Source organism: Phycicoccus avicenniae (assembly GCF_018139485.1).
In the GTDB taxonomy this organism is placed as follows: Bacteria; Actinomycetota; Actinomycetes; order Actinomycetales; family Dermatophilaceae; genus Phycicoccus; species Phycicoccus avicenniae.
Window position 1 is genome coordinate 51,974 of sequence record NZ_JAGSNF010000024.1, and the last position, 22,963, is coordinate 74,936.

Genomic DNA, 22,963 nt, shown 5'->3' on the forward strand with positions numbered 1-22,963 from the left:
GCGGAACGCCGGCGCGCCCGAGCGCCCGCCGTGGGCATACTGACGCCGTGACCGCGCCGCCCGCCCCGTTCGTCGCCGAGCGCGCGGCGGCCCAGCGGCGGACCGTCCGCACGCTCGTCTCCTCGCAGATCCTCGGGGGCGTCGGCCTGTCCTCCGGGATCGCCGTCGGGTCCCTGCTGGCCGAGCAGGTGTCCGGGTCGGCGCGCTACGCCGGGCTCGGCGGCACCTTCCAGGTCCTCGGCGCCGCGGTCGTCGCCGTCCCGATGGCCCGGGTCATGGCGGCCCGCGGGCGCAGGCCCGGCCTCGTGCTCGGCTACGGCCTGGCCGCGCTCGGCGCCGTGGGGCTCATCACCGCGGGCGTCGTCGGCAGCTTCGCCCTGCTCCTCACAGCGAGCCTCGTCTTCGGTGGGGCCACCGCCGCGAACAGCCAGAGCCGGTTCGCCGCAGCGGACCTCGCGGCGCCGGAGCGCCGCGCCCGCGACCTCAGCATCGTCGTGTGGGCGACGACGATCGGCAGCGTCCTCGGGCCCAACCTCGTCGGACCGAGCGCCCCGGTGGCCCGGGCCCTCGGCCTCCCGCCGCTCACGGGTCCGTTCGTCTTCTCGGTGCTCGCCCTCCTCGTCGCGATCACCGTCCTGCTGGTCCGGCTGCGCCCCGACCCGCTCCTCGAGGCCCGCCGGCGCCGGCTCGACGACGGCGAGCCGGACGAGCCGACCCACGGCTCTGTCCTGCGCGGCCTGCGGGTGGCGTTCGCCTCACCGGTCGCCCGTCTCGGCATCCTCACCCTCGCCCTCGGCCACGCCGTCATGGTCTCGGTCATGGTGATGACCCCGCTGCACATGCGGCACGGGCACGCCGACCTCACCGTCATCGGGTTCGTCATCAGCATCCACGTCCTCGGGATGTTCGCCTTCTCACCCCTCACCGGGATGGCCGTCGACCGCTTCGGCGGCCGGGCCGTCGCAGGCGCCGGGGCGGTCGTGCTCGGGTCGGCGACGTTGCTGGCGTCCGTCTCACCGACGGGGGAGTCCTGGACCCTGCTCGCCGGCCTGTTCCTCCTCGGTCTCGGCTGGTCGTGCACCCTCGTCTCCGGCTCGACCCTGCTCACGGCGGCTCTCCCGGTCTCCGAGCGGCCCGGGGTCCAGGGGGCCTCGGACGTGCTCATGGGTCTCGCGGCCGGAGGCGGAGGGGCTCTCGCCGGGGTCGTCGTCGACCAGCTGAGCTTCCGGGTCCTCGCCCTCGCCGCACTCGTCGTCGCCGCCTCCATCGGGGGCGCGGCGCTCACGACCCGCTCGGCACGTCGCGGCGAGGTCTCCCCGGCCTGACCGGGGGGGCGCCGACCGGCGCGGCCCGGCACCGGTCGACCGGGCCGCACCGATCGACCGGTGCCGGACCCCCGGGCCGCCCTGGCCCGGCGAGCCGTGCCCGACCTCCCCGACCGACGCGGTCCCCGTTGCTAGCCTGCGCGGGTGAACGCGAGCGGCCCCGCGCGCGAGACACCGCCGCGCGACGGTGCCTCGCGCGACGCTGGCGAGCCCCGACGCGGAGGACACCTGAGCGTGGCCCCCACGCCCGACGAGCAGCGCGTCGAGCAGGTGCGCCTCGCCCGGCACGCGTGGACCACCCACCTCGTCGAGCTCGGCGGCCCCAACACCCTCCTCTGGTACCGGGACCTGCCGGTCGGCACGATCGACCTCACGAACGCGCATCTCGGCGCTCGCAACGCGCTCGTCACCGGCGCACCCCAGGTCCTCTCCGACCTCGTCCGCGAGCCGCACGCCCTCGAGGACGCCCGGCACCGGGCCGAGCGGATCCACGCGACGGCGACCCGCCTCGAGCGCGAGCACGCGATCCGCACCTGCTTCCTGGGGATCGGCACGGCGACGTGGAAGGTCGTGCTGCCGAACGGGAAGGTCGCCCCCCGCCGCGCCGAGGCCCCGGTCTTCCTGCGGGCCTGCCGCCTCGTCCCGCGGGACGCCCGGCTCAGGGACTGGACGCTCGAGCCGGGCGAGGACCTCGAGGTGAACCCGGCCCTCGTGCGCTACCTCGCGACGGAGCACGGGGTCGACCTCGACACCGCCCGGCTGGAGTCCCTCGCGACCGCGGCCGGCGGGGTCGACCCCTACCCCGCGTACGCCGCGCTGGCGACCGCCTGCCGGGGGGTCCCCGACCTGTCGGTGGTCCCCCGGGTCGTGCTGTCGACGTTCCCCTACTACAAGGCCCCGCTCGTCGCCGACCTCGCCCCCGCCGACGCGCTCGCGGACGACCCGGTCGTCGCCGCGATGGCCGGGCACCCCGACGCGCTGCCGGCCGTGAGCATCGGCGCCGACGTGTCGGCACTTGCCGACGACCCCGAGCGCGACGTCCTCGTCCTCAAGGCCGACGCCGCCCAGCGCGAGGCGGTCGAGGCCGTGCGCGCCGGGTCCCACCTGCACCTGCGCACCCCGCCGGGAACCGGGGCCTCGCGGACGGTGACGAACCTCGTCGCGGCGCTGGCGGGCGACGGCAAGAGCGTCCTGCTCGTCTCGCCCAAGCGTGCCTCGCTCGACGCCGTGCGCGACGGCCTCGCGGGCGTGGGGCTCGACGACCTCGTGCTCGACCTCGCCGACGGGGGCCACGGGCGCCGGGCCGCGGTACGCACGCTCGCCGAGGGTCTCGACCGGGCCGCGCCGGCGGCGCCACCCCCGGCGCGGGGTCGTCGCCGCGACGGCGGCAGGGGCGGGCCCGACGCCGCCCCGGACCCGGACAGCCGCACGGACCGTGCCGAGGCGGGGGCACTGCTCGACGCGCACGTCGCCGCCCTGCACGGCCGCCGCGACCCCTGGGGCACCAGCCTGCACGAGGTGCAGGAGCAGATCTGCCGGCACGCCCGCCTCCCCGCGGCGCCCCGGTCCCGGGTGCGCGTCGACGGGGCGCCCCTCGCCAGGCTCGACCGCGTGACCCTCGCCGACGCGGCCGAGGTGCTCGGCCGGGTCGCCCGGCTCGCGGCGTGGGACGACGGCGGCGGGGGGGACCCCTGGTTCGGCGCCCGCATCACCTCGGGCGCCGAGGCGCAGGAGGCCGCCGAGCGCGTGCGCCGTCTCGCCGAGGGTGGGGTCGACGACGCCCGCGCGACCCTCGGCGACGTCTTCCGGGGCATCCACCTGCCCGCGTCGCCGACGGTGCGCGACTGGCACCGGGTGCTCTCGACGGTGGGGCGGGTCCGGGACACCCTCGAGACGTTCCGGCCCGAGGTCTTCGACATCCCGCTCGGTGACCTCGTGGAGGCGACGGCGTCGCGCTCGGTCCGCAAGGAGACCGGCAGCGACCTCGGGGTCGCGGACCGGTGGCGGGTCCGCCGTCAGGCCCGCGCCCTGCTGCGACCGGGTCGCCCACCCGCCGACCTGCACGCCGCCGTCGTCGAGGCCGACGCCCAACGGCACGCCTGGCGCGAGCTCGCCGGCTCCGGCGGCCGCCCGGAGATCCCCGTCGAGCTCGACCGGGCCCAGGAGGCGTACGACACCCTGCTCGAGGACCTCGTCTGGCTGGACTCCCGGCTCCCGGACCACCCGGGTGAGGCCGACCTCGTCGAGTGCGACCTCGTGACCCTCGCCGCCCGGATGCGCCGCCTCCACGCGGCGACCGACCGGCTGACCCCGGCGCCCCAGCTGCGCGCCGGGCTCGACCGGCTCGAGGCCCTCGGTCTCGGGGACCTCGTCGCGGACCTCCGGCGCCGTGAGGTCCCCGCGGGGTCGGTCTCCGACGAGCTGCACTGGGTGTGGTGGTGCTCGATCGCGGACGAGATCTTCGAGCACGACCACCGCGTCCTCGCCCACGACGGCCCGGCGCTCACCGCGGCGGTGACGACCGTCCGGGAGGCCGACCGGGCCGCCCTCGGGGACAACGCGGCCCGGACCCGTCGCGCGGTGGCCGCGAGGATCGAGCGGGTGCGCCGCGACGCCCCGGACCAGGAGGCCGCCCTGCGCGCCCAGGCCGGTCGCACCCGCCGCCCCGACCCACTTCCCGAGGTCGTCGCGCAGGCCCCGGACCTCGTCACCGCCCTCCGGCCGTGCTGGATGACGAGCCCGCTCAGCGTCCCCTCGGTGCTGCCACCGGGGCGCACCTTCGACGTCGTCGTCGTCGAGGAGTCCTCCCTCGTCGCCCCCGCGGAGGCGGTCGCCGCGCTGACCCGCGGGCGGCAGGTCGTCCTCGTGGGCGACCCGCTCCAGCTGCCCCCGGCCCCCTTCGTCGCGTCCGCCGGGGCCGACGCCCCGGAGGACGAGGAGGCGACGTCGGTCCTCGACGCGCTCGACGACGCCCTGCCGACCCGTCGGCTCACCTGGCACTACCGGGCGCTCGACGAGCGGCTCGTGGCCTTCCCGGACGAGGCGCTCTACGACGGCGGGCTCGTCACCTTCCCCGGGACCACGACCGACCCCGTCGTGCGGCACGTCCCCGTCGACGGGCACGGTGTCGTCGCCGAGGGGGAGGGCGCCGTCGAGTCCACGACCGCCGAGGTCGACCGGGTCGTCGACCTCGTCCTCGAGCACGCGCACACCCGCCGCTCCCGCTCCCTCCTCGTCGTCGCGCTCTCGCCGGGCCACCGTCGCCGGGTCGAGGAGGCGCTGCGCCGGGCCGTAGACACCGTCGACGACGCGACCGCTGCCCTCTTCGACCCCACGCGCGCCGGGGGGATCACGGTGCGCGACACCGACGAGGTCCAGGGCGAGGAGTGGGACGACGTCATCGTGACCGTCGGCTTCGGCAAGACCCCCCACGGCCGCGTCCTGCACCGGTTCGGCCCGCTCGCGACGGAGGCCGGGCACCGCCGCCTCGGGGTGGCCCTCACCCGGGCCCGGCGCACGCTCACCGTCGTGTCGACGATCACCGCCGACGACCTCGACCCCGCCCGTCTGCGCACCCGGGGGTCGCGGATGCTGCGCGAGCTCCTCGAGCACGTCGAGACCCACGGTGGGTCCGCCGGCCTGCCGTCCGCCCCGCCCGGCGAGGGCCGGTCCGTCGTCCTCGCCGAGCTCGCCCACCGGCTGCGCGAGCACGGGCTGACGGTGCACGAGGACGTCGGCACGTCGGCGACGCCGGTGGGCCTGGCCGTCGAGGACCCGGCCCGACCCGGCCGCCTGCTCGTCGCCGTCGAGACCGACGGTCCCGACTACGCCAGGTCGGCCTCGCGACGGGACCGGGACCGGTTGCGCGCCGAGCAGCTGCAGCGCCGTGGGTGGACCCACCTGCGGGTGTGGTCGACGGACGTCTTCCGGGACCCGGCCCGGGACGTCTCCCGGGTCCTCGCCGCGGCGGGCGTGCGTCAGAGCGTCGATGACTGACCTGCCCGAGAGGGCGCCCGACGACGACGGTGTGCGCGCCGATGGGTCGGACGCCGGCGCGGCGGAGGCCGGCACCTCCCGTGGCCCACGGCGGCGCCGGGGGAGCCGGCGGGCGCACCGGCCGGCGACCAACCCGGGGGCCGACGACGCCCCGGACGTGCGCGAACCCCGCGACGGCCCGTCCGCCGCGGACACCCCTCACGACCGCTGGCTGCGCGAGCAGCGCCCGCCGCACTGGGAGTGACCTCGGCCCCGGGCGGGACGAAGCGTCTGTGGGACTGCTCCTGAGGTGAACCTGCGCGTCGCCTGAGCGGCGGGGAGCAGCTGTGGGCGCGGAACGCTCCGGAACCGGAGCATGTCCTCCGGTTCCGGAGCATCTCGCCGGACACCCCTTTCCCCGCGCCGGACGCGTGAGGAGGCGGGTGCACACCGCGACGCGGGCGACCTGGACGAGGAGCCGCTGCGAGCGACGCCGATCAGCTCGACGGGGCGGGTGCGCGCGACGAGCACGGCGACGGGGCGGTGCCCACGGTCGTGGTCACCGCCCCGCCGTGGGCCGGGGGGGTCGTCAGACGCCGCGGCCCGTCCGCAGCTCGTCGCGGATCTCCCGGAGCAGCTCGGTGTTCGGGTCGATGGTCTCGGTGACCGGCTCGGCCGGGAACATGCGGGCCTTCGCGACCTCGTAGGGCCGGACGACGAAGAAGTAGACGATGAAGGCCATGAGGAGGAACGCGACGAGCGCAGTGAGGAACGGGCCGACCGACGTGAAGCCGCCGGGCTGCCACTCGTCGAAGTTCGGGGCACCGCCGGCCTTCGCGAGGGCCTCGACGATGATCGCGGTGAACGCGGAGACGACGGTCGCGAAGGCCGCGCCGATGATGAACGCGACGGCGAGCTCGACGAGGTTGCCCCGCATGATGAACGCTTTGAAACCCTGCATGACGGTGGGTCCTTCCCGGGTGGCGCACGGTGTGGTCGGCGAGATCCTAGGGCCAGGGCGGGGGTCCGGCACCCCGGTACGCGACGGTGGGACACGGAGCGGCCGACGCGTGGCGCGGGGCCGGCGCCGGTCAGGGCCCGGTCGGACCCTCCCTCAGGTCGCCGTGACGACGACGGCCACGACCGGTCCGCCCGACAGGGACCCGTGGCCGGCGAGGACCGCGCGGGCGGACGCGTCCGCCACCTCGAGGACGACCCCCCGGGCACGTTGCTCCCCGCCGAGCGGCCCGACGGGCACCGGGGGGTCGACGGCGAGCACGGTGGCGTCGTCGGCGAGCGGCTCGCCACCCTCGGCCGGGTAGACGAGGACGCGCGCCCCGGAGGTCAGCAGGTCGACCGATCCGGGGTCGACGAGGTGGACGTGCACGGCGACGTGTCCGGACGCCAGGCCGTCGGACGCGGTGCGGGGGACGAGCCGGGTGCTCGTGAGCGCCTCGCCGGACGCCAGGGCGCTCCCGACCCGGCGTCCCACGGCGTCGGCGAGGACGCTCAGCGCCCCGGGCTGGCGCGCGGGGTCCGGGACGTCGACGACCGTGAGGTGGCCGGCGTCGAGCACCGAGCCGGCCGGGACGTCCCGGGCCGCGACGAGGACGGGGGAGAGCGGCGGGGGTGGGGGACGGACGGCGTGGACGACCCCGGCGACGGCTCCGGCGGCGCAGACGGCCGAGAGCAGCCGCCGCAGCACCGAGCGACGCCAGCGGGCGGCGCGGCCGGGGCCGGTGAGGCCGGGGAAGGGGCGCGGTGGGGACATGCCCCGACGCTAGGAGCGGGGCGATACCCCGGCGACGGTCAGGACGAGGATGTGGACGACGAGCCGCCGCCGGACCCGCCTGTGGGCGACGAGGCGCCCGCGGTCGAGGTGCCGTTCGAGCCCGAGGACCCGCCCGAGCCCGAGGACCCGCCAGAACCCGAGGACCCGCCAGAACCCGAGGACCCGCCAGAACCGGACGTGCTCGACGAGGACGTGTCCGACGAGGACGAGGAACCCGAGGCGTCGGACGAGCCGGACCCCGAGGACGACCCGGACCCGGCCCGCGAGTCGTTGCGGTAGAAGCCGCCGCCCTTGAACACGATGCCGACGGCGTTGAACAGCTTGCGCAGCCGTCCGCCGCACTCCGGGCACTCGGTGAGCGAGTCGTCGCTGAACGACTGCACGGCCTCGAAACGGTGGTCGCACGCGGTGCACGCGTAGGCGTACGTCGGCACGGGGGTCCTCCTCGCTGGGCGTCGGCGCCGCCGGACCCCGGTGGTGGGGGTCTCGCCGCGGCGCGCTCGGCGACCAGGATAGGCGAGACCCGCGGGCACCCCCACATCGCGACCTACCCTGCAGGACTCGTCGCGATCACGACGAGTCCTGCAGGGTGGGTGGCAGGACGCCGGGGGTGTCGGAAGCCCGCGGGGACGCCGCCGGCAGGCCCAGCGGGACGGGCTACTTCACCTCGACCCGGCTCGTCAGCCACATCCCGACCGCGAGCGGCAGGACGACCCACGCGGCGACCGACGTCCCCAGCTGCGCCCACTGCTCACCGCTGATCGACCCGACGAAGAGCGGCTCCATCGTCCGGTTGAGGTCGAGCCACTCCGAGGCGGTCCGCACCTGGCTCACGAGCGTCCCGAGGATGCTCCACGCCGTCGGCAGGACGAAGAACGCGACGACGGCCGCCGGGGTGTTGCGCAGGAGCATCCCGAAGGCGACGCCCTGGAGCAGGAAGAGCAGCACGTAGCCGGCCGCCCCGAGCAGGACGGTCGACCCGATCTCCCAGTCGCCCGTGGCGCCGCGCAGCCCGATGGCCGCGGCGTGCGCGAGCGCGGCGAGCCCGAAGGCGCAGAGCACCGCCCCCGCGGCGACGACGAGCGCCGCGAGCGTCTTGGCCCAGGCGACCCGGGCCCGGCGCGGCTCGAGGGTGAACGTCGCGAGCGCGGTGCGCTGCGACCACTCGCTCGTCACCGCGAGGATCCCGACGACCGGCAGCAGCACGGCCATCGGCATGGTCGTCGCCTGGAGGTACTCCTCGAAGGGGCGGTCTCCGCCGTCGCGGACGAGGAGGATCCCGAGGGCCCCGGCGACGACGACCCCGATCCCGATGACGAGCCAGCGCCCGGCCCGGGTGTCGAACATCTTCCGCAGCTCCACCCGCAGCAGCCGCGTGAACGGCACGCCGCGGGTCGGCCGCTCGCCCTCGATCGGGGCCGGGAGGCGCACGCCGCCCGGCGCCGCCGTCGTCGGTGCGTCGGTCGTCGTCGTCATGCCGCCACCTCCTCGCGCGCCGCGTCGGCCGTGAGGTCGAAGAACATCTCCTCGAGCCCGCGTCCGTCCCCGCTGCGCAGCTCACGCAGGACGACCGCCGCCTCGAGCGCGACGGCGCCGACGACCTCGGGGGTCGCGTCGACGAGCAGCCCACCCGCCGCGAGCGGGCTGGCCGACAGCCCGGCCGTCCCGAGCGCCGACCGCAGCCGGGCGTCGTCGGCCGAGCGGACCGTCGTCCCGGACCCGGCGAGCAGCTCACGGGTCGTCCCACCGGCGACGATCCGTCCGTGCCCGATGACGACGATGTCGTCCGCGACGCGCTCGATCTCGTTCAGCAGGTGCGAGCTGAGCAGCACCGTCCCACCCCGTGCGGCGTACCCGCGCAGCAGGTCGCGCATCCACCGGATCCCGGCCGGGTCGAGCCCGTTGGCCGGCTCGTCGAGGACGAGGACCTCCGGGTCGGCGAGGAGCGCGTGCGCGATGCCGAGCCGCTGGCGCATCCCCAGGGAGTAGTTGCGCACCCGGCGCCCCGCCTCCTTCTCCGTGAGGCCGACGAGGTCCAGGGTCTCCTCGACCCGGCGTCGGTCGACCCCGGTGAGGATCGCCCCGAGGGTGAGGACCTCGCGCCCGGTGCGTCCGGCGTGCTGGGCGGAGGCGTCGAGGAGCATCCCGACGTGGCGGCCGGGGTTGGGCAGGGTCCCGTAGGGCCGGCCGAGCACGGTGGCCCGGCCGGACGTCGCGGGGGTGAGGCCGGCCGCGACGCGCATCGCGGTCGACTTGCCGGCGCCGTTGGGTCCGAGGAACCCGGTGACGCGTCCGGGACGGGCCTCGAAGGAGACGCCGTCCAGCGCGGTGAAGCCGCCGTAGCGCTTCGTGACGTGGTCGAAGGAGATCATGCGGACGAGCCTCCCGTCCGCGCGTCGGCCCCGCCATGAGGGTCGGGCCCCAGCCGACCCCGACCCGACCCCGACGGCGTCCAGGGGTCGCTGGGGGTCGGTCGGGGTCGGTCAGTCAGGGGCGTCGGGGTCGTGCCGCCGGACGGCGGGACGGCCGGGCGGCCGGGCCCGGCGACGGTCGGGGTCCGGTCCGCCCGCCCACTCCGCGAGGCGGCCGCCGCGGCTCACGAGGTGGAAGCGGCGCTCCACCTGCCGCCGGACCCCGGCAGGGGCGACGACGAGCAGCTGGTCACCGTGCCGCAGCACGTCGAGGTCGCGGGGGACGAAGGACCCCCCGTCGCGGACGACGAGGGCGACGTTCGCGCCCGGAGGCAGGCGCAGCTCGAAGACCCGCACGCCGCCGATCCGGGACTGCGGGCCGACGTCGATCTCGAGCAGGTCGGCGCCGAGGTCGCTGAGCGGCGTCGCGTCGACGGCGAGGTCGACCTGGTGGTGGGCGGCGTCGAGCCCCAGCCGGCGGGCCACCCACGGCAAGGTGGGGGCCTGGATGAGCGTGAAGACGACGACGAGGACGAAGACGAGGTCGAACATCCACGACACCCCCGGCGTGCCGGCGGTGACCGGGACCGTCGCGAGGACGACCGGGACCGCGCCCCGTAGCCCGGCCCAGGACAGGAATGCCTGCACCCGCCAGCCGATCCGGAACGGGGTGCAGGACACGACGACCGACAGCGGCCGGGCGAGCAGCAGGACGACGGCACCGACGACGAGCGCGGGGACGACCTGGTCGGCGAAGCCGCTGGGGGAGGCGAGGAGGCCGAGGAGGACGAAGAGGCCGATCTGGGCCAGCCACCCGACGGCGGTGGCGAAGCCGACGACCGACGGCCGGTGCGGCAGGTCGAGGTTCCCCAGCAGCAGCGCCGCGAGGTAGCAGGCGATGAACCCCGAGGTGTGGACCGAGTCGGCCGCGGCGTAGGCGAGCACGGCGACCGACAGCACGCCGATGGCGAACAGGGCCGACGAGGTCGTCGCGACGACCCGCAGCACCCGGGCGCCGACCCAGCCGACGAGCAGCCCGACCACGGTCCCACCGGCGAGCTCGAGGCCGGCCGTCCCGAGCAGCCGCCACCACGGCTCTGCCTCCTGGCCCGGCGCCAGCTGGGCGGCGAGCGCCGTGACGAGGAGGACGACGGGGGCGTCGTTGAAGCCGGACTCCGCCTCGAGCATCCCGGAGACCCGCCGGGGAAGGGGGACCCGGCGCAGCACCGAGAACACCGCCGCCGCGTCGGTGGAGGCGACGACGGCCCCGATGAGCAGGGAGACCTCCCAGGACCAGCCGAGGACGAGGTGGGCGACGACCCCGACGACTCCGACGCTCACGGCGACGCCGACCGTCGCGAGGACCGCCGCCGGGGCGACGGAGGCGCGGATGCCGGACCACCGGGTCGTGATCCCGCCCTCGACGAGGATGAGGACGAGCGCCGCGTACCCGAGCGACTGGGTCAGCTGCTCGGAGTCGTAGCGGATGCCGAGACCGGACTCCCCGAGCGCCAGGCCGAGCCCGAGGTAGATGAGCAGCGAGGGCAGTCCCGAGCGCAGCGACAGGCGCACGGCGACGACGGCGACGACGAGGACGAGGCTGCCGAGCAGGAGCGCGACGGTGAGGTCCTCGGGGGTGAACGCGTCGACCGCGTCGCCGGCCGCGGACGTCAGCGCCCGGGTCGGTGTCACGACGGGACCGTCCTCGTGTCGTCGGTGGTGGTGTCCTAGTCTCGCAGGGTGCCCCGCCTCGTCGTCGCCCGCCGCCTCCTGCTGGGACTGCTCGCCGTCGTGGTCGTCGTCGCGGTGGTCGCGAGCGTCGTCGTCGTGTCGGCCGTCCGGGACTCCCTCCCGACCCACTCGGGCGAGGCGAGCCTGCCCGGTCTGGACGGCGAGGTCGAGGTCCTGCGCGACGACTCCGGGGTGCCGCACATCTACGGCGACAGCATCACCGACCTGGCCCGTGCCCAGGGCTACGTGCACGCCCAGGAACGCTTCTTCCAGATGGACCTGCGCCGTCACATCACGGCCGGCCGGCTCTCCGAGCTCGTCGGCGCCGCGGGCCTCGAGACCGACAAGGTCATCCGCACGATGGGCTGGCGCCGGGTCGCCGAGGAGGAGCTGCCGACCCTCGAGCCGCAGACCCGGCGGATGCTCCAGGGCTACGCCGACGGCGTCAACCGGTACCTGCGCGGCCGCAGCCCCGGTGAGGTCTCCGCCGAGTACACGGTCCTCGGGCTCGACCTGCCGCTGCGGGACATCGAGGAGTGGACCCCCGTCGACAGCCTCGCCTGGCTCAAGGCGATGGCGTGGGACCTGCGCGGCGACTACGCCGACGAGCTCGCCCGCGCCCAGCTGTCCGGCCGGGTGAGCCCGGAGCAGATCGCCGAGATCTACCCGCGCTACGAGGCGAACCTGCGCCCGCCGATCCTGTCCGCCGACGAGTGGCGGCCCGGCCGGGCCCCCGGGGGCGCCGCCACGCCGACGGCGCTGCGCGAGGACGGGGCCGTGCCGCCGCGTGCGGCCGGCGGCGCCGTCGTCCGGGAGACGACGGGGGCCGGAGCGGGGGCGGCCTACGCCGCGGTGCGCCAGGCGCTCGACGCCGTCCCCGAGCTCGTCGGCCGCGGGGAGGGCGTCGGGTCCAACTCGTGGGTCGTCGCGGGTGAGCGCACGAGCACCGGGATGCCGCTCCTCGCGAACGACCCGCACCTGTCGACCTCGCAGCCGGGGGTGTGGATCCAGAACGGGCTGCACTGCCGCACGCCGGGCACCGACTGCCCCCTGGAGGTCTCCGGCTTCTCCTTCGCGGGGGTGCCCGGCGTCATCATCGGGCACAACGCCGACATCGCCTGGGGCTTCACCAACCTCAACCCCGACGTCACCGACTTCTTCCTCGAGCGGGTCCGCGGCGACACCTACCGCTACGAGGGGCAGTGGCAGGAGTTCGAGACCCGCGAGGAGACGATCTCGGTGGCGGGCGGTGCCGACCAGACGATCACCGTGCGCTCGACCGGCCACGGACCGGTGATGTCCGACGTCCTCCCCGCGGTGAGCGAGGCCGGCGACCGGGCCCCGGTCGAGAACCCACCAAGCGGCGCACAGGACTACGCCGTGTCGCTGGCGTGGACCGGGCTGCTGCCCGGGCGCACGGCCGACGCCATCCTCGGGTTCAACCTCGCGGGCGACTGGGACGAGTTCCGGGAGGCCGCACGGGCATTCGCCGTTCCCGCGCAGAACCTCGTCTACGCCGACACCGAGGGCCACATCGGCTACCAGGCCCCGGGCCAGGTGCCGGTGCGCCGCTCGGCGATCCCGAACGCCCCGCCCGGCTTCTGGCCCGCGCCCGGGTGGGACGCCCGCTACGACTGGCAGGGGTTCGTCGAGTTCACCGACCTCCCCTCGGTCCTGGACCCCGAGGACGGCCTCGTCGTCGCGGCCAACCAGGCGGTCGTCGACGGCCGGCGACCCTTCCTCACGACGGAATGGGCGGCCGGCTGGCGCTCCACCCGGATCCTCCAGCGGGTCGAGGAGCTCGACGTCGTGACCCCGGACGACATGCGCTCGATCCAGCTCGACGACCAGGACCTCTTCGCGCAGGTGCTCGTCCCGGCGCTGCTCGGCGTGCCGCTCGAGGCCCCCGAGGACGAGCCGCAGCAGCAGGAGCTGCTCCGGTTCACCGAGGAGGCGCGCACCCTGCTGCGGGCGTGGGACCGCACGACGCCCGCCGCCGACTCCGAGGCCTCCGCGGCGGCGGCGTACTACAACGCGGTGTGGAGCAAGCTCACCGAGCTGCTCTTCGACGATGAGCTGCCCCCGGACCTGCGGGCCGACGGCGGGGCGCGCTGGCGGGCCGCGGTGCAGAACCTCCTCGCCGACCCGGAGTCGCTGTGGTGGGACAACGCGCTCACCCCGAACGTCGTCGAGGGCCGCGACGAGATCCTGCGGCAGGCGCTCGTCGAGGCGCGCCTCGAGCTGACCCGCGAGCTCGGCAAGGACCCCGAGTCCTGGGACTGGGGCAAGCTGCACCGCGCGACGCTGGAGCACCCGGTGCTCGGCGGCGAGGACGTGCCGGCGCCGGTCCGGGCGCTCTTCAACGAGGGGCCGTTCGACCTGCCCGGCGGCTCCGCCATCGTCAACGCGAACGCCTACGACAACAGCGAGGGCTTCGAGGTGACGGCAGCCCCTTCGATGCGGATGGTCGTCGACCTCGCCGACCTCGACGCCTCGACCTGGATCGACCAGACCGGCGTGAGCGGACACGTCCTCGACGACCACTGGGGCGACCAGACGCAGGACTGGGTGAGCGGCGTCCAGCGCCCGTGGCCCTTCTCCCGCGAGGCCGTCGAGGCGACCGATCCGGACGTCCTCGTCCTGCGGCCCGACGCGCCCTCCGGCCCGTAGCCGGCAGGGCGGGCGGGGGCAACGCCCGACGCTCAGCGTCGGTCGGGTGCCCGCAGGTCGGTGAGCCCGTCGGCGGTGAGGACGGCGTCGACCGGGACGTCGTGTGGCTCCCGCGGGAGGTCGGCGCCCTCGACGAGCTCCCCGGGGTGGAGCAGGACGACGACCGGCGTCCCGGGGCGCACCCGCGTCAGAGCCCGGTCGTAGCTGCCGCCGCCCTGGCCGATCCGGGTTCCCTGCCGGTCGACGGCCAGACCCGGTGCGAGGACGAGGTCCGCCCGCCCCGGGGCGCCACGACCGAGCCGGACCTCCGGTGCGGCGAGCGGGCACCAGTCGAGGTCGAGGTCGGGCTCGGTGACGGGGAGGAGGACCTCGAGCCCCCCGGCGGCGAGCGCCGCGTTCGCACCCGCCGTCGGGGGCTCACGGACGAGGGCCTCGTACGACAGGACGACCGCGCCTCCACCGAGGCCGAGGTCGGCCACGAGGGCGGTGACCCGAGCCGCGAGCGCCGCGTCGTCGGCCGTCCGGTCCCGCCGGGCGGCCCGCTCGCGCCGGGCGGCCCGCAGCAGGTCCCGCCGCCCGGACTTCTCGGTCGCCTCCACGCGGGCATCGTAGGCTGGCGGCATGCAGAGCGACGCCCTCACCGCCGCCACCGACAAGATGCGCGCCGAGGGGGTCCCGGACCTCGCCGTCCGGGTCTTCGCCGCCTTCCACGCCGAGCTCTCGGCCGACGTCAGCGGCACCATCCCGGAGGCCACCGTCGAGCCCCTCACCGAGGTCCCGGCCCTCGCGGACGTCGAGCGGACCGAGGACGAGGTGCGCGACGCCCTGTCCCGCACCGTCGTCCTCAAGCTGAACGGCGGGCTCGGCACCAGCATGGGCGTCACCGGCCCGAAGTCGGCGCTCGAGGTGCGCGACGGTCGTACCTTCCTCGACGTCATCGCCGAGCAGGTCCTCGCCCTGCGGCAGCGCTACGACGTGGCCGTCCCGCTGCTGCTCATGAACTCCTTCCGCACCCGTGAGGCGTCGCTGGAGATCCTGGCCCGGCATGACGGCATCGAGGTCGACGGCCTGCCGCTGGACTTCCTCCAGCACAAGGAGCCCAAGCTGCGGGCGGACACCCTGGCCCCCGTCGAGTGGCCCGCGGACCCCTCGCTCGAGTGGTGCCCGCCGGGGCACGGGGACGTCTTCGTCGCCCTCCAGACCTCCGGTGTCCTGGGCCGGCTCCTCGAGCGCGGCTACCGGTGGATGTTCCTCTCCAACGCCGACAACCTCGGCGCGACGTGCGACGGCGCGATCCCGGCGTGGATGGCGGACGAGGGCGTGCCCTACCTGGCGGAGGTGTGCCGGCGCACCGTCAACGACCGCAAGGGCGGTCACCTCGTCGTGCGGCGCAGCGACCGCCACCTCGTCCTGCGGGACAACGCGATGGTCGAACCGGGGGAGGAGGCGCTCTACCAGGACATCGACCGCCACCCGTTCTTCCACACGAACAACCTGTGGCTCGACCTCGAGGCGCTCGCGGCCCAGCTCGCCGCGCGGGACGGCGACCTCGGCCTGCCGATCATCGTCAACCGCAAGACCGTCGACCCCACCGACCCCGGGTCGACGCCGGTCATCCAGGTCGAGTCGGCGATGGGTGCGGCGATCGAGACCTTCGACGGGGCCCGCGCCGTCGAGGTCGACCGTTCGCGGTTCCACCCCGTGAAGACGACGAACGAGCTGCTCCTCGTGCGCAGCGACCTGTACCGGGTCACCGAGGACGGACGGGTCGAGGAGACGGGGGAGCACACCGAGCCCTTCGTCGACCTGGGGTCCCCCTACAAGCTGCTCGACGGGTTCGAGCGGCGCTTCCCGCACGGCGTGCCCTCGATGCGCGACTGCACGAGCCTGCGGGTCGAGGCAGACGTCACCTTCGGCGCGGACGTCGTGTGCGTCGGCGACGTCCACCTCACGGGCGAGGCACGCATCCTGCCGGACGGCACCCGGCTCGGGGGCGAGGGCTGATGCGCAGCGTCGAGGAGCACCGGGCGGCGGTGCTCGCGCTCGTCGGGCCGACACCCGCGCAGGCGGTGTCCGTCGGTGCGGCGCTCGGAAGGGTGCTCGCCGCGGACGTGACCGCCGCCGTCGACCTGCCCGGCTTCGACAACTCGGCGATGGACGGCTACGCGGTGCGGGCCGCCGACCTCGCGGGCGCGCACGAGTCCGCACCCGTCGTCCTGCCCGTCGACGGGGACGTCGCGGCCGGCGACACGGCCCGGCACGTCCTCGCGACCGGACGCACGATGCGGATCATGACCGGCGCCCCGCTGCCGGACGGCTGCGACGCCGTCGTGCCGGTCGAGCGCAGCGACGGCGGTGCCGATCGGGCCGCCCTCACCCTCGAGCCCGAGGTCGGTCGGCACGTGCGCCGTCGGGGGGAGGACGTCCGCGCGGGCGACGTCGTCCTGCCGGCCGGGACCCTGGTCGGCCCCGGCCACGTCGCCCTCGCGGCGGCGGCGAACGTGCCCGAGGTCACCGTCCACCGGCGGCCGCGGGTCACCGTCGTCTCGACCGGCGACGAGCTCGTGCCGGTCGGCTCCTCGCTCGAGCACGGGCAGATCGTCGACAGCAACCACCTCATGCTGCGGGCCCTCGTCGAGGCCGCCGGCGCCGAGGTCGCGGCGGGGGTGCACCTGCGGGACGACGCCGACGCGGTCCGGGCCTTCCTCGAGGCGCCCGACGGCGACCCGGACCTCGTCATCACGACAGGCGGGGTGTCGATGGGCGCCTACGACACCGTCAAGGAGGTGCTCTCCGAGGTCGGCGGCGTCGAGTTCGTCAAGGTCGCGATGCGGCCCGGGATGCCGCAGGGCTGCGGCACCGTCGCCGGGTCGGGGGTCGCCGTCGTCACCCTCCCCGGCAACCCGGTCAGCTCGTTCGTCTCCTTCCACGTCTTCGTGCTCCCGGCACTGCGGGCGATGGCCGGGCTCGACCCCGCGGTCGACGGCGGCTTCGAGGCGGTCGCGGGGGAGGGCTGGTCCACGGTGCCCGAGAAGCTCGAGGCGACGCGGGTCGTCGAGGAGGACGGCGTCGTGCGCCGGTCCGGCGGGCAGGGCTCGCACATGCTCGGCGCCCTCGCCGAGGCGACGGCCCTCGCGCTGGTCCCCGCCGGGACCGAGCACGTCGAGGCCGGCGCGAGCGTCCACTGCGTCCCGCTCCTGGGGCATGATCGGACCCGTGGCTGACCCAGCGCCCTCCGGGCTGACCCACGTGCGTGCCGACGGCACGGCGCACATGGTCGACGTCTCCGGCAAGGAGGTCACCGTGCGTCGGGCCGAGGCCCGCGGGACGGTGCTCCTGTCCGCGGCGGCCGTCGCCGCGCTGCGGGACGGCACGGTCCCCAAGGGCGACGCGCTCGCCGTCGCGCGGATCGCCGGGATCCAGGCCGTCAAGCGCACCCCTGACCTCGTGCCGCTCGCGCACCCGGTGGCGGTCCACGCGGTGGCCGTCGACCTCGAGGTGGCGGACGACGGGGTGTCCCTGCGGGCCGAGGTGCGCACCGCCGACCGCACGGGCATCGAGATGGAAGCCCTCACCGCGGTGACCGTCGGCGCGCTCGCCCTCGTCGACATGGTCAAGGCCGTCGACAAGCACGCCCGGATCACCGACGTGCGGGTCACGGCGAAGTCGGGCGGACGCTCCGGCGACTGGGTGGAGGACCGGTCGTGACGGGCGGTGCCGACCCCTCGCGACCGCTCACGGGTCGGACGGCGGTCGTCGTCACGTGCTCGACGCGGGCCGCCCGGGGGGTCTACCCGGACCGGGGCGGGGCACTGCTCGTCGAGGCGCTGCGCGGCTGGGGGTGCGAGGTCCCCGACGCGAGGGTCGTCCCCGACGGGCCCGACGTCGCCGACGCCCTCGCGGCCGCCGTGGCGACCGAGGCCGACCTCGTCCTCACGACCGGCGGCACCGGGCTCAGCCCGACCGACGGCACACCCGAGGCGACCCGCCCGCTCCTGGACCGCGAGGTGCCGGGCATCGCCGAGACCCTGCGTGCCGCCGGCGTCGCGAAGGGGGTCCCGACCGCGATGCTCTCGCGCGGCGTCGCCGGGCTCGCGGGACGCACGCTCGTCGTCAACCTCCCGGGGTCCAGCGGTGGCGTCAAGGACGCGCTCGCGGTCCTCGGTGACGTCCTGCCGCACGCGCTCGACCAGGTGCGGGGCGGCGACCACTGATGTGGCGGCGCCTGCTCCCGCCCCGCCGTGGCGAGGCCCCGGCGGCGCCCCCGGAGTGGGTCTGGCCGGTCCGGCTCGGAGGACGCACCCCCACGGGCCTCGACCTCGTCCTGCGCCCCCTCGCCCCGGCCGACGCCCCCGCCTTCCGGGCCGTGCGCCGGTCGAACGCGGAGTGGCTCTCGCCGTGGGACGCGACGTCCCCGGACCCGGACGCGCCGGACCGGACCTTCGCGGAGCTCGTCGAGCAGTACGAGGTCGGCGGTGCGGCGGGCCGGTCCCTGCCGCTCGTCGTCGAGACGGAGGGTCGGATCGTCGGCCAGGTGACGGCCGGCACGGTCGTCTTCGGGTCCTTCCGCTCGTGCACCATCGGGTACTGGGTGAGCCGGGGGGCCGCCGGCCGCCTCGTCGTCCCGACGGCGGTCGCGCTGCTGTGCGACCACCTCGTCTCGCGGGTGGGACTGCACCGCGTCGAGGTCAACATCCGACCCGAGAACACCGCGAGCCTCGCGGTCGTGCGCAAGCTGGGGTTCCGCCCGGAGGGCTCGCGTCCGCACTACCTGCACATCGACGGCGACTGGCAGGAGCACCTGTCCTTCGCGCTCACCGTCGAGGACCTCGCGGGGGAGTCGTTCCGGGCCCGGCTCGACCGTGTCGTCGCCGAGGAACAACCGTCACACGAGTCACTTGCGCGACACACCGGGCGCGGTCCGGCGACCGGCGGCGGAGGCGCCCTACCGTCGTGATGTGCAGTCCCCGTCGAGCCTGATCTTCCTCGTCCTGCTCGCGGTGTGGGCTGCCTACTTCGTCCAGTACTGGATCCGCCGTCGGGACCACCTCGCCACCGCGCGCTCGGTCGAGCAGTTCAGTGCGGCGATGCGCGTCCTCGAGCGCCGCACGCCGATCCCGCGGACCGACCTCTCCGACCCGGCGCCCCGCTCGTGGTCGGTGCACCCGGCCCGCTCCGCGCGTCCCCAGGTGGCCGTCCGGCGTGCGAGCACCGCCGAGCCCGCGCACCGCCCCGAGCCCGTCGCGGCCCGTCCGGCCATGGCCGGTCCCGAGGTGGCCGGTCCCGGAGCGGCCCGTCCCGAGGTGGCCCCGCCCGGCCGGAGCCGCCCGGTCCGGCGCCCCTCGACGCCCCCGGTGCCCGCCGCCCCGCGTCCCCGCGCACGGGTCCGGGGGTTCGTCCTGCTCGTCTCGCTCCTCACGACGGCGACGCTCGGCGTCCTCGCGGGTCTCGGGTCCGTCGTGACGTGGGCCCCGGTGGCCGCGCTCGGGGTCGCCTCGCTCAACCTCTGGTGGGCCCGGTCCGCCGTGCGCGCCGAGCAGGCCGCGCGGGCCGCCCGTCGCCGCCGCGCCCAGGCGCAGGCACGACGCCGGACGACCGCGTCGGCCGCGTCCGCCCGTCGTCCGGCGGCGCCGGCCTCCCGCCCGGCCGTGCAGACTCCATCCGTGCCTCCGGCCGCCACCCCCACGGCCGAGGCCCCGGTCGCCGAGGGCTCCTCCGCCGGGGCACCTGCGGGCGACGCCCCTGCCGCCGACCACGCCGTGGACGACGCGCCCACGGTCGCGACGGCGCCGGCGGATCCCGTCGCGCCGACCGGGGCGGGGACGCCCGAGGAGGCCGACGGGGGTGGTCCGGAGCCGGAGGAGAGCGTCGAGTACGTCCACCTCGTCGACGAGGACGACATCCCGCTCACGTGGGACCCGGTGCCCGTGCCACGCCCGACGTACACGATGAAGGCCAAGGCCGAGCGGGCCGCGGTGACCCCGGCCGCGGTGACCCCGGACCCCGCGCCCGTGGAGCGACCCGCCCGCGAGGAGGACCTGGACGAGCGGCGCGCCGCCGGGGCCTGATCCCGGGTCGCGACGTCCGCGTCGCCCGGTCGCCGTTCGACGCCGGTCAGGCGTCGTCGAGCGACAGCTCGACCATGAGCTCGTCGGCGACCCGCTCGAGCTCAGCACGGACGGCGGTGCCCCCGTCGTCCCCGCCGCGGGGCAGGGTGAGCAGCGCGTCGACCTCGAACAGCCGGCCGCCCGCCATCGGGGCGTCGCGCAGGGCGGTGTCGAGCTCCTCGATGCCGACGTCGTGCCGGGCCAGGGCGGCCGAGACCTCGGCGAGGATGCCGGGCCGGTCGGTGCCGAGCAGCCGGAGCCGCCACAGCTCACGCGGGCCGGTCCGGGTCGCGGAGGTCGGCGTCACCGTGACGGTGAGACCGTCCTCGGCGAGTCGGTCGAGGTCCTCGCGCAGCGCGCCGACGACGCCGTCGGGCACGTCGACCTCGGCCACCCCGGCGAACTTGCCGGCGAGGCGCGTCATCTGGCTGCGCTGCCAGCTGCCGCCGCGGGCCTCGACGAGCGAGGTGAGGGCGGCGACGAGCCCGGTGCGGTCGTCGCCGATGACGGTGAGCACGAGGGCTGCCATGCGTGCAGGCTACCGAGCGTCGCCGCTCGGCGACACGGGTCGACCGGCACCGGCGGCGGGAGGGGCCCCGCGTCGCGCTCGGTTCAGCGGCCCCCGTCGCGCTCGGGCGTGGGGTCCGGGACGAGCGGGGCGTCGGGGGAGTCGTCGGCGGCCTGCACGGCGGCCGAGCGCGCGACGTCCCGGCCGAGGACGTCCTCGGCCGTCGGCTTGTGGATCCGCCGGGACCCGATGCCGCCCGGCGAGTCGAGCAGGTGGTGGCCGACGGCGTTGAGCACGGCGATGGTCGGCACCGCGATCAGGCCACCGATGATGCCGGCGAGCACGAGTCCCGCGGCGATGGCGAGGATGACGGCGAGCGGGTGGATGCGCATGGCGCGACCGATGAGCAGCGGCTGCAGCAGGTGGCTCTCCATCTGCTGCACCCCGATGACGATGGCGAGCATGATGAGCGCCTGCACCGGGCCGAGGGCCACGAGGGCGAGGAGGATCGCGACGCCTCCGCTGACCGTGGCACCGACGATCGGGATGAACGCGCCGAAGAAGACGAGGAGGGCGATGCCCGAGGCGAACGGCACCCCGAGGATCGCGGCGCCGACGCCGATCCCGATGGCGTCCGCCGCGGCGACGAAGATCGTCGCCCGGGTGAAGGCCGCGAGCTGCCCCCAGGCGATGAGGCCGGAGGAGTGCGCGGTCGCACGGGCGTTCCGCGGGAAGAGCCGGACGACCCAGCCCCAGATGTGCGGCCCGTCGTAGAGGAAGAAGAAGAGCGAGAAGAGGGCGAGGAAGAACCCGGCGACGAGGTGGCCCGCGGTGAGCCCGGCGGCGGTGAGGCTGTCGCCGAGGTTGCTCTGGCTCAGGGCCTGCCGCGCCTGGTCGAGGTAGTCGGCGAGCTGGGTGTCGGTGATGCCGAAGGTGTCCTGCACCCAGGCGCGGATCTGGTCGATGCCGTCGGTGACGTTCGTCGTGATGTCGCCGAGCTGGCTCGTCAGCTGGGAGCCGACGAAGCTGAGCAGCCCGGTGACGACCGCCACCGTGCCGAGGACGGTGATGCCCGCGGCCAGCCCGGTCGGCAGGAACCGGGCGAGCCGGTCGTGGACGGGGTGGAGGAGCGCGGAGAGCAGGAGGGCGACGATGACCGGGATGACGACCTCGGACAGCAGGCTCGCGGCGTAGAGGACGAGGACGAGGGCCGCCGCGATGACGATGCCCCGCCACGCCCACTCGCTCGCGGTCCGCACCCCACGGGGGACGGACCACGCGGTGGGGACGTCGGTGACCGCGAGGGTTGTGTCGGCCGGTGCGGGGTCGGCCGTGGCGCGCGTGCGCCGGGGCGAGCGGGTCGGGCGGAGGCGCATGTCTGTGACTCTAGGGGGTGGTGGGGACGTCGTGTCGAGGTCCTCGCCGGTCGGCGGGGCGGTCCGCCCGGGGTGTCGTCCGTCGCTCCGGCCGGATTCGGTCGGCTCCCCGGCCGGGTGCTAACGTTCTGTCCGCACTCGGGGCTGTGGCGCAGTTGGTAGCGCGTCTCGTTCGCAATGAGAAGGTCAGGGGTTCGAATCCCCTCAGCTCCACCACCGACGAACGGGCCCGGCGACATCGTCGCCGGGCCCGTTCGCTCGTACGACGGTCGGGCACCGGCCATGCTGGGGTGATGACCACCGCACCCGTCCTCGTCGACCCCGCACTCACCGTGCCGCTGCGTCGACGGGTCCTGCGCCCCCACCAGACCCTCGCCGAGGTCGCCGCGGCGATGGACGGTCCGGAGACCGTCGCGCTCGCCGTCCTGGGGGACGCGGGTGAGCCGGTGGCGTGCGTGCTCGCGGCGCCCGAGCCCCCGCCCGTGCCGCTGGGCGAGGGACTCCCCGCTGGCGGGGAGTGGCGGCTGCGCGGCATGGCGACCGACCCCGCCCGCCGCGGCGAGGGGCTGGGACGGCTCGTCCTCGACGCCGTGCTCGTCGACCTCGCCGGCCGGGGTGCCGCGCTCGTGTGGTGCAACGCCCGCACCCCGGCCCGGACCCTGTACGCGCGTGCCGGCTTCGTCGTCGTCGGGGACCCCTGGGACGAGCCCGACATCGGCCCGCACGTGCGGATGTGGACCCGCCTCCCCGTGCCCGTCACCGGGGGGTGAGCGCGCGGACCAGCCGCCGTGGGCGCACCGACCGCGCGGTGCCGGTGGGGACGCGGACGACGGTCTCGAGGGGGGTTCCGGCAGGGCCCCCTCGACCGGGCATGCCTCCCGACGGAGGCTCGTTGCACGGGGCGGAAGGGGTCGACGGACGGCCCCGGCACCTCTCGAAGGACCACCGCGAAGGAGACCGCACGATGCTCGACGAGACCTACACCCTGTCCAACGGGGTCACGATCCCCAAGCTCGGTCTGGGGACCTGGTTCATCGACGACGACCAGGCCGCCCAGGCGGTCCGGGA

Annotated in this window: 20 protein-coding genes, 1 tRNA gene and 1 pseudogene; 12 read left to right on the forward strand and 10 right to left on the reverse strand. The window is 75.9% G+C overall.

Going from position 1 to position 22,963, the window contains the following annotated elements:
- Window positions 1–47 precede the first annotated feature (47 nt).
- The 3 genes from KC207_RS16175 (at window position 48) to KC207_RS16185 (ending at window position 5,565) form a co-directional block, all read left to right on the forward strand.
- Window positions 48–1,325, forward strand: a complete 1,278-nt coding sequence (locus KC207_RS16175) for an MFS transporter (protein WP_211604361.1) — start codon at window positions 48–50, stop codon at window positions 1,323–1,325.
- A gap of 234 nt (window positions 1,326–1,559) precedes the next feature.
- On the forward strand, window positions 1,560–5,321 hold the full coding sequence (locus KC207_RS16180) for a PDDEXK-like endonuclease domain-containing protein (protein WP_249138811.1): 3,762 nt from the start codon (window positions 1,560–1,562) through the stop codon (window positions 5,319–5,321).
- Entirely contained in the window at window positions 5,314–5,565 is a 252-nt protein-coding gene (locus KC207_RS16185; RefSeq protein ID WP_211604362.1) for a hypothetical protein, read from the forward strand. Before KC207_RS16180 ends, KC207_RS16185 begins: the two co-directional genes overlap by 8 nt.
- Before the next feature lie 324 nt (window positions 5,566–5,889).
- Here the strand turns inward: KC207_RS16185 and KC207_RS16190 are convergent, their stop codons facing one another.
- The 7 genes and pseudogenes from KC207_RS16190 to KC207_RS16215 form a co-directional block, all read right to left on the reverse strand.
- The gene (locus KC207_RS16190; RefSeq protein ID WP_211604363.1) at window positions 5,890–6,261 is read right to left on the reverse strand and encodes an MscL family protein; all 372 of its coding nucleotides are present in this window, start codon (window positions 6,259–6,261) and stop codon (window positions 5,890–5,892) included.
- 153 nt (window positions 6,262–6,414) lie between these two features.
- Window positions 6,415–7,071: an SAF domain-containing protein gene (locus KC207_RS16195; protein WP_211604364.1), complete on the reverse strand. Its 657-nt coding sequence runs from the start codon at window positions 7,069–7,071 to the stop codon at window positions 6,415–6,417.
- Window positions 7,072–7,080: 9 nt separating this feature from the next.
- Window positions 7,081–7,443, reverse strand: a complete 363-nt coding sequence (locus KC207_RS16200; RefSeq protein WP_367616062.1) for a hypothetical protein — start codon at window positions 7,441–7,443, stop codon at window positions 7,081–7,083.
- A pseudogene (locus KC207_RS17110) lies at window positions 7,434–7,631 on the reverse strand (FmdB family zinc ribbon protein); the annotation flags it as partial. The gene KC207_RS16200 and the pseudogene KC207_RS17110, both read right to left, overlap by 10 nt.
- A gap of 118 nt (window positions 7,632–7,749) precedes the next feature.
- A complete protein-coding gene (locus tag KC207_RS16205; RefSeq protein ID WP_211604366.1) occupies window positions 7,750–8,568 on the reverse strand; it encodes an ABC transporter permease in 819 nt (272 codons plus the stop codon).
- On the reverse strand, window positions 8,565–9,464 hold the full coding sequence (locus tag KC207_RS16210) for an ABC transporter ATP-binding protein (RefSeq protein WP_211604367.1): 900 nt from the start codon (window positions 9,462–9,464) through the stop codon (window positions 8,565–8,567). Before KC207_RS16210 ends, KC207_RS16205 begins: the two co-directional genes overlap by 4 nt.
- Window positions 9,465–9,575: 111 nt before the next feature.
- Window positions 9,576–11,195 carry a potassium/proton antiporter gene (locus tag KC207_RS16215; protein ID WP_249138812.1) on the reverse strand — a complete coding sequence of 540 codons (1,620 nt, stop codon included), beginning with the start codon at window positions 11,193–11,195 and terminating at the stop codon, window positions 9,576–9,578.
- Between the two features lie 48 nt (window positions 11,196–11,243).
- Here KC207_RS16215 and KC207_RS16220 point away from each other — a divergent pair, with 48 nt between their 5' ends.
- A complete protein-coding gene (locus KC207_RS16220) occupies window positions 11,244–13,904 on the forward strand; it encodes a penicillin acylase family protein (RefSeq protein ID WP_211604368.1) in 2,661 nt (886 codons plus the stop codon).
- 32 nt (window positions 13,905–13,936) lie between these two features.
- On the opposite strand, the gene KC207_RS16225 is transcribed toward KC207_RS16220, so the two are convergent.
- Window positions 13,937–14,503 carry a 5-formyltetrahydrofolate cyclo-ligase gene (locus KC207_RS16225; protein WP_249138813.1) on the reverse strand — a complete coding sequence of 189 codons (567 nt, stop codon included), beginning with the start codon at window positions 14,501–14,503 and terminating at the stop codon, window positions 13,937–13,939.
- A gap of 22 nt (window positions 14,504–14,525) precedes the next feature.
- Between KC207_RS16225 and KC207_RS16230 the strand changes: the two genes are divergently transcribed.
- Genes KC207_RS16230 through KC207_RS16255 form a run of 6 tightly spaced genes read left to right on the forward strand, consistent with a single transcriptional unit; the run spans window position 14,526 to window position 19,972 of the window.
- Window positions 14,526–15,908 (forward strand): UTP--glucose-1-phosphate uridylyltransferase, encoded by a 1,383-nt coding sequence (locus KC207_RS16230; protein WP_211604370.1) that lies wholly within the window; start codon window positions 14,526–14,528, stop codon window positions 15,906–15,908.
- Complete coding sequence (locus KC207_RS16235) at window positions 15,908–17,128, forward strand: molybdopterin molybdotransferase MoeA (RefSeq protein WP_211604371.1); 1,221 nt, start codon at window positions 15,908–15,910, stop codon at window positions 17,126–17,128. The genes KC207_RS16230 and KC207_RS16235 overlap by 1 nt, the downstream gene beginning before the upstream one ends.
- Window positions 17,109–17,612, forward strand: coding sequence for a cyclic pyranopterin monophosphate synthase MoaC (gene moaC / locus KC207_RS16240; RefSeq protein WP_211604372.1), 504 nt, complete (start codon window positions 17,109–17,111; stop codon window positions 17,610–17,612). Before KC207_RS16235 ends, moaC begins: the two co-directional genes overlap by 20 nt.
- Window positions 17,609–18,118, forward strand: a complete 510-nt coding sequence (locus tag KC207_RS16245; protein WP_211604373.1) for a MogA/MoaB family molybdenum cofactor biosynthesis protein — start codon at window positions 17,609–17,611, stop codon at window positions 18,116–18,118. Before moaC ends, KC207_RS16245 begins: the two co-directional genes overlap by 4 nt.
- Window positions 18,118–18,861 carry a GNAT family N-acetyltransferase gene (locus tag KC207_RS16250; protein WP_211604374.1) on the forward strand — a complete coding sequence of 248 codons (744 nt, stop codon included), beginning with the start codon at window positions 18,118–18,120 and terminating at the stop codon, window positions 18,859–18,861. Before KC207_RS16245 ends, KC207_RS16250 begins: the two co-directional genes overlap by 1 nt.
- Before the next feature lies 1 nt (window position 18,862).
- Window positions 18,863–19,972, forward strand: coding sequence for a SepX/GlpR family protein (locus tag KC207_RS16255; protein WP_211604375.1), 1,110 nt, complete (start codon window positions 18,863–18,865; stop codon window positions 19,970–19,972).
- Between the two features lie 46 nt (window positions 19,973–20,018).
- Here the strand turns inward: KC207_RS16255 and KC207_RS16260 are convergent, their stop codons facing one another.
- Both KC207_RS16260 and KC207_RS16265 read right to left on the reverse strand, forming a co-directional pair.
- Window positions 20,019–20,540: a glycine cleavage system transcriptional repressor gene (locus KC207_RS16260; protein WP_211604376.1), complete on the reverse strand. Its 522-nt coding sequence runs from the start codon at window positions 20,538–20,540 to the stop codon at window positions 20,019–20,021.
- 83 nt (window positions 20,541–20,623) lie between these two features.
- On the reverse strand, window positions 20,624–21,895 hold the full coding sequence (locus KC207_RS16265; RefSeq protein ID WP_211604377.1) for an AI-2E family transporter: 1,272 nt from the start codon (window positions 21,893–21,895) through the stop codon (window positions 20,624–20,626).
- Window positions 21,896–22,035: 140 nt separating this feature from the next.
- On the opposite strand from KC207_RS16265, the gene KC207_RS16270 reads away from it, so the two are divergent.
- Window positions 22,036–22,111, forward strand: a tRNA-Ala gene (locus KC207_RS16270).
- A 77-nt stretch (window positions 22,112–22,188) separates the two neighbouring features.
- Window positions 22,189–22,665, forward strand: a complete 477-nt coding sequence (locus KC207_RS16275; protein ID WP_211604378.1) for a GNAT family N-acetyltransferase — start codon at window positions 22,189–22,191, stop codon at window positions 22,663–22,665.
- Window positions 22,666–22,963 lie beyond the last annotated feature (298 nt).

Excerpts from the sequence above, each read along its gene's own strand:
- KC207_RS16185 (WP_211604362.1), top strand. The coding sequence starts at position 5,314 with ATGACTGACCTGCCCGAGAGGGCGCCCGACGACGACGGTGTGCGCGCC.
- KC207_RS16190 (WP_211604363.1), bottom strand. The coding sequence starts at position 6,261 with ATGCAGGGTTTCAAAGCGTTCATCATGCGGGGCAACCTCGTCGAGCTC.
- KC207_RS16195 (WP_211604364.1), bottom strand. The coding sequence starts at position 7,071 with ATGTCCCCACCGCGCCCCTTCCCCGGCCTCACCGGCCCCGGCCGCGCC.
- KC207_RS16205 (WP_211604366.1), bottom strand. The coding sequence starts at position 8,568 with ATGACGACGACGACCGACGCACCGACGACGGCGGCGCCGGGCGGCGTG.
- KC207_RS16210 (WP_211604367.1), bottom strand. The coding sequence starts at position 9,464 with ATGATCTCCTTCGACCACGTCACGAAGCGCTACGGCGGCTTCACCGCG.
- KC207_RS16230 (WP_211604370.1), top strand. The coding sequence starts at position 14,526 with ATGCAGAGCGACGCCCTCACCGCCGCCACCGACAAGATGCGCGCCGAG.
- KC207_RS16235 (WP_211604371.1), top strand. The coding sequence starts at position 15,908 with ATGCGCAGCGTCGAGGAGCACCGGGCGGCGGTGCTCGCGCTCGTCGGG.
- moaC (WP_211604372.1), top strand. The coding sequence starts at position 17,109 with ATGATCGGACCCGTGGCTGACCCAGCGCCCTCCGGGCTGACCCACGTG.
- KC207_RS16250 (WP_211604374.1), top strand. The coding sequence starts at position 18,118 with ATGTGGCGGCGCCTGCTCCCGCCCCGCCGTGGCGAGGCCCCGGCGGCG.
- KC207_RS16260 (WP_211604376.1), bottom strand. The coding sequence starts at position 20,540 with ATGGCAGCCCTCGTGCTCACCGTCATCGGCGACGACCGCACCGGGCTC.
- KC207_RS16265 (WP_211604377.1), bottom strand. The coding sequence starts at position 21,895 with ATGCGCCTCCGCCCGACCCGCTCGCCCCGGCGCACGCGCGCCACGGCC.
- KC207_RS16275 (WP_211604378.1), top strand. The coding sequence starts at position 22,189 with ATGACCACCGCACCCGTCCTCGTCGACCCCGCACTCACCGTGCCGCTG.